6 protein-coding genes are annotated in these 4,758 nt (G+C 48.5%); 2 read left to right on the forward strand and 4 right to left on the reverse strand.

From position 1 onward, the window contains the following. Positions 1–489: archaetidylserine decarboxylase (gene asd, locus Q0338_RS08930; RefSeq protein ID WP_298086443.1), on the forward strand; the 489-nt coding region annotated here is incomplete at its 5' end. A 9-nt stretch (positions 490–498) separates the two neighbouring features. After that, positions 499–861 (forward strand): hypothetical protein, encoded by a 363-nt coding sequence (locus Q0338_RS08935; protein WP_298086444.1) that lies wholly within the window; start codon positions 499–501, stop codon positions 859–861. Between the two features lie 397 nt (positions 862–1,258). Here the strand turns inward: Q0338_RS08935 and Q0338_RS08940 are convergent, their stop codons facing one another. From Q0338_RS08940 to Q0338_RS08955, 4 genes are all read right to left on the reverse strand, one after another. Beyond that, positions 1,259–1,996, reverse strand: a complete 738-nt coding sequence (locus tag Q0338_RS08940; protein ID WP_298086445.1) for a DNA alkylation repair protein — start codon at positions 1,994–1,996, stop codon at positions 1,259–1,261. Between the two features lie 237 nt (positions 1,997–2,233). After that, positions 2,234–2,809: a hypothetical protein gene (locus tag Q0338_RS08945; RefSeq protein ID WP_298086446.1), complete on the reverse strand. Its 576-nt coding sequence runs from the start codon at positions 2,807–2,809 to the stop codon at positions 2,234–2,236. Continuing rightward, positions 2,799–4,217 carry a tetratricopeptide repeat protein gene (locus Q0338_RS08950; RefSeq protein ID WP_298086447.1) on the reverse strand — a complete coding sequence of 473 codons (1,419 nt, stop codon included), beginning with the start codon at positions 4,215–4,217 and terminating at the stop codon, positions 2,799–2,801. Before Q0338_RS08950 ends, Q0338_RS08945 begins: the two co-directional genes overlap by 11 nt. A 472-nt stretch (positions 4,218–4,689) precedes the next feature. After that, positions 4,690–4,758, reverse strand: a 69-nt coding sequence (locus Q0338_RS08955; RefSeq protein ID WP_298086448.1) for a DUF933 domain-containing protein, incomplete at its 5' end; no start/stop codon positions are given.

A 4,758-nucleotide genomic window follows, 5' to 3' on the forward strand; every position in this document is an offset into this window, starting at 1 on the left:
GATAGTATGGAGCGCTGGGAGCGAGACGCCGAGCTAGAGTACGTAAATATCTACCTCAGCCCGCGCGACTATCACCGCTACCACGCGCCTTGCGATATGAGGATATTATCCGCACTCTACGTGCCGGGCGAGCTATATAGCGTGGCCGTTAGCGCGCTGCTAAAGGTGCCAAATCTTTACGCCAAAAACGAGCGCGTGGTGCTAAAATGCGAGCTTGCAAGCGGCAAAAAGATGTGGCTGGTCTTCGTCGGCGCGCTAAACGTGGGCAAGATGAAATTTGACTTTGACGCGCGCATACAGACTAACGCCTGCGCCGGCAACGTCGCGCTTTATGAATACGAAAATTTAAGCGCGAAAAAGGGCGAGCAGCTGGGGATGTTTGAGCTGGGCTCTACGATCCTCATCCTTAGCGAGCAGGGCGCGGTCAAATTTGATCTAGCAGCCGAGCAAAAGCTAAAATACGGCGACAAAATAGGAACTATCAACTAAGGAGGCGCAATGGGAACGCAACTAGTCGAACAAAACGAGCTAAAAGAGACGCTAGAACTAAAAGAGCGCATCGAAAACAACACCGTCGTCGAGCTCTGGGAAAACAGCGAGGACTACGAGCGCCTGGCCAACGCGACGCGCAAGACTATGCACTACATCAACGACGAGCAGATAAAGAGCTTTGCCGATGCGCTAAATCAAACGAACGAAAAGATCTTAAATTTGACCTTCGAGGGCGTGAAAAAGCATCACGAAAAGAAATTTGAGCAGATCAGAAAAAAGCAAAAACTCTACGTCGCTTCGGCTTTTGCCGTCGGCGTTGTAGTCGGCGCTCTTTGCGTCTGGGCGGCGTTTAGGATCTTTGCGGGCTAGATTTGTTTTGGGGCTTGGTCGCTTGCGATGCTTGCGTAATGGGGTTTATTTTGCTCGGTTTCAGCTTGGCAAATTTGACTTGCTAATCGCACGACTGCTTGCGGCTTGGACGTGAGGGCTTAAATTTGACGCTTTGATTTTTGGATTTGCTTGGGTATTTTGCTTTAAATTTGAGTACGGCGGCTTTTAAAATTTGCGTATCGTTGCGGGTTTGGAGTTAAATTTGATTTCGGGCGGCAGTGTAAATTTGATCTTTTGCTTTGCTACGGTGACCACCAAGCTCGCCTCAACTTTTTATTCGGCGGATTGAACTGCTTTTTTGTTTATAAAATGCGTTATAAGTTTATAAAATTTGCATCTCAAATTTAGTCGCCGACTTACGTATCTGCGCAAAAAGCTAAATTTTTATTTTTCTTGTGGCGTGACGGATTATTTGCTGCGTATTTTTATTTTGCGAGCTTTGCCAGCGCACGAGCAGCTCTTTTGCGGCGGCAAAATTTACCTTTAGATAGTCTGCGACGTTGTTTGCGACCGAGCGCTGCACGAAGCGCACATCGTCCTCTTTGAGTATCTCCAGCACCGTAAAAACCGGGCTTGGGTCGCTGATGAAAAGCTCCAGCTTGCTAGCCCACGGCAGCTTTGGTCGCAGGCCCTCGGATGCCAGCCTGCGCAGGTGAAAATTTGACGAGCGCGCCCACTGCGTCATGGTTTTTAGCGAGTCTTGCGGGTATTTTTTGATAAAGGCGCGCACCGCATACTCGCCCGTGCCGCGCTTTGTGATTTCCTCAATCGCATTCATCGAGGCTTCAAAGTCGTCTAGGCCGTAAATTTCGACGTATTTTGCCAGCGGCAAGGTCCAGTAAAAATGCTTAAACATGCCCGTTTCGTTCGGGTTTTCTTCGCCTAAAATCGCGACCAAAATCTCCGCCGCGCGCCTAAAATCCGGCGGCAAAAGTTCATTTAGCGCGTTTGCGTGCGCCAAAATCCTTTGCGAATAGCCGAAATTTGGCGTGCTTTCAGCGATTTGCCCGCAGTAGCTCTGCGCGTCAAATTTGGGATAAACCGCCTTTATCTTTTGCGATAAAATTTGCGCCAAATTTTCTCCGAAATATACCGCCAGTCCGCCGTTTTCCATATTTTTCCTTTGGGTAGTTTTTGCCTAAGCCGTTAGCAAGCAAGCATGAATCATAAAATTTACCGCCGAAATCAAAAAGCGGCGTCAAATGTGTAGCCGTTACGCTTGTCGAATTTGACCGCCCGCGCAAGCAAAGCGTCAAATTTGTCGTAGTTTACGGGCTAAATTTTAAAAATTAGTCCGCAAAAAAATGGCGCTAAATTTAGCAAAAACTAAAAATAACGCCCGAAAGTAAAATTATTTGCACTCGACTTGCGGCATCTGCGCTAAAAATATCGGCAATTTTTGCTTGATTAGCGTGTGAAATTTGCTTCTATCGGCTATATTTAGAAACTTTAGCGCGTAGTGCGTGACTCTAAGCCCGCAGCTAAGGCTCTTGACGTGGATTAGATTGATCTCGTAGTTGTCAAAATCCGGGTTGCCAGCGATCGGATAGTAGATCGTGTAAGCTTGATACTCTTTATCGTTTATAGACTTAAAATCATACTCCGCTTTGCCGAACTGCCCGCTTTTTAGCGCGGTTACAAAGGTCTTTTGGTATTCGTTTATATCGGCGTTTTCATCGACGGTGACGCTCACTAGCTTGGTCCATTTAAAGCCCACTTTTTCATTGGGTAGATAAAACTCAGCCGTTCTTGCGTTTTTTTGCTTTAAGACGAATTTTTCGCCGTCTATGGCCACTTCGTTTGGTAGATTTACGCTATCTAGCGCGCTTTTTGGTAGCTCTATCTGCGTGGTTCTAGGCTGGGTGCAGCCGCCTAAAAACAGACAAACAGCCGCAACGGCGGCAAATGAAACTTTTTTAAAACTCATGCTTTTCTCCTTTATCGGTTGATTTTTTAAACTCCATGCACTTTTTAGCTAGCCCAGCCTCGCACTCTTTTTCGTGCAGCTTTTGCGCCTTTTGGCGTAGCGCGGCGGCTTGTTTTTTGTCGCTGCGCTCAAGGCGGCGCGCTAGATTTAGGCACCCGCGCGCATCGTCCGCCTCGCAAGCCTCGCTAAAAAGGCTCGTAGCCTCGCTGGCGTCGGCTTTTACCGCTTCGCCTATGCCTTTTTCGTAGATCGCGCCCAGGTTCGTGCAGGCCGGTTTTAGCCCGTTGTAGCAGGCGATCCCGTAAAAGTTAAAGGCCTTTGCTATATCTTGCGGCACGTCTGATCCATCAAAATACGCGTCCGCTAGGCTCTCGCAGGCATCTAGTCGCCAAAGTAGGCAGGCCTTTTCAAAAAGCTCCAGCGCGCGAGAAACGTCCTTTTTTACGCTGCGTCCATGAAATAACATATCGCCAAGTTCGGCGCAAGAAGCCCCAAAGCCGCCTTCGCAGGCCTTCTCGTGAAATTTGACCGCCTGCTCGCTATCTTGCTGCGCTCCACCAAGCCCCTTTGCGTAGAGTTCTCCTAGCGCTCCACAACCGTTTGCTACGCCCCTGCCGCACGCCTCTTTGCCCAGCTCGTATGCTGCCTCAAACTGCCCACTTTGATACTGCGCCCAGCCGCCGTATAGCTCGTCCAGACGCTCGCTGCCGCTGCATTTGTAGGCATTTACGGCACAGGCCTTGTCGTAGTAGGATCTAGCAGCCTTGATATCCTGCGCAAAACCGGCCTCGCCGTCCTCGTAAAGCTTACCCAAAGCCTCGCACGCTTCGTAAATTTTACCCTCGCAGGCAAGCGAGTAAAATTTGAGCGCGTTTTTCGAGTTTTTCGCGGCTTCGTCGTTTTTGCCCATTGCGCCGTCCGCGTACATGCCGCCTAGATAGTAGCAAACTACCGCGTATCCGCGCTCGCAGGCCTTTACGTAGAGCTCTAGCGCCTTGCTTTCATCTGGTGCGACGCCGATGCCTGCTTCGTAAATTTGAGCTAGATTATAGCAGCTTAAACCAAATCCTTTTTCGCAGGCTCGCTCAAAAATCGCGGCGGCTTTGGCGTGTTCGCCGCTGCTTTGGTGGAGCGAGGCTAGGCTATCGCAGCCTCTTAGCTCGCCCGCGTCGCAGGCTTTTTGGTAAAATTTACCTGCTTTTTCGTCATCTTGCTTTACGCCTCTGCCGCTTTGGTATAAAAATCCAAGCCTTACGCATCCGCGCGCTTCGCCCGTTTCGCACGCTTTTTGCCAAATTTTTGCCGCCCTTTGCTCATCGCCCGCATCGTAGGCCGTTTGACCTTCGTCCGTCAAATTTGCGAGGGCGAAATTTAGCGCAAAAAGTAGTAGTAAGACCGGTTTTATCATTGCGCTCCTTTGTTAAATTTTACTTGTTTTGTTTTTCAAATTTGACCTATTTTGCCTCTTTGTAGAGCTTGCATACAACTTTATTGATAGGTTATAACATCTGGGCGCGCTGCCTAAGCGGTGCGACGATGTGCTAAAACTACGCAATCTTGGTGTCCTTGAAAATTATTTGAGTATGGAGTAAATTTAATGCGGTTACGCAAACGGCTATGATCTTTTTCAAATTTTTTCCTTAAATTTAGCGCGAGTCGAATTTGAGCTACAAAACCCGCGCCGAGCTAAATTTAACCGCGTTTTTAAAAGACTAAAATTTAGGGCGCAGTTATTGAGGCAAATAAAACGTCGGCACAAAAGGCGTCAAATTTATTTTGCCAGCATTTGGGTTCATGGCCGCACGGCATAAAGCAAGAGTGGTCAAATTTGGACAAAAAACTGCTTAGTTGCAAAAGCCAAATTTGACCGATTTTGCGCCTTAGACGTTAAATCTAAAATGCATCACGTCGCCGTCTTGAACGACGTAGTCCTTGCCCTCTAGGCGCAT

Origin of the sequence: uncultured Campylobacter sp., assembly GCF_938018145.1 — a bacterium.
Classification (GTDB): domain Bacteria; phylum Campylobacterota; class Campylobacteria; order Campylobacterales; family Campylobacteraceae; genus Campylobacter_A.

What these genes read in the sequence shown, in the direction of transcription:
- Q0338_RS08935 (WP_298086444.1), top strand. Translation starts at nt 499, where the DNA reads ATGGGAACGCAACTAGTCGAACAAAACGAGCTAAAAGAGACGCTAGAA.
- Q0338_RS08940 (WP_298086445.1), bottom strand. Translation starts at nt 1,996, where the DNA reads ATGGAAAACGGCGGACTGGCGGTATATTTCGGAGAAAATTTGGCGCAA.
- Q0338_RS08945 (WP_298086446.1), bottom strand. Translation starts at nt 2,809, where the DNA reads ATGAGTTTTAAAAAAGTTTCATTTGCCGCCGTTGCGGCTGTTTGTCTG.
- Q0338_RS08950 (WP_298086447.1), bottom strand. Translation starts at nt 4,217, where the DNA reads ATGATAAAACCGGTCTTACTACTACTTTTTGCGCTAAATTTCGCCCTC.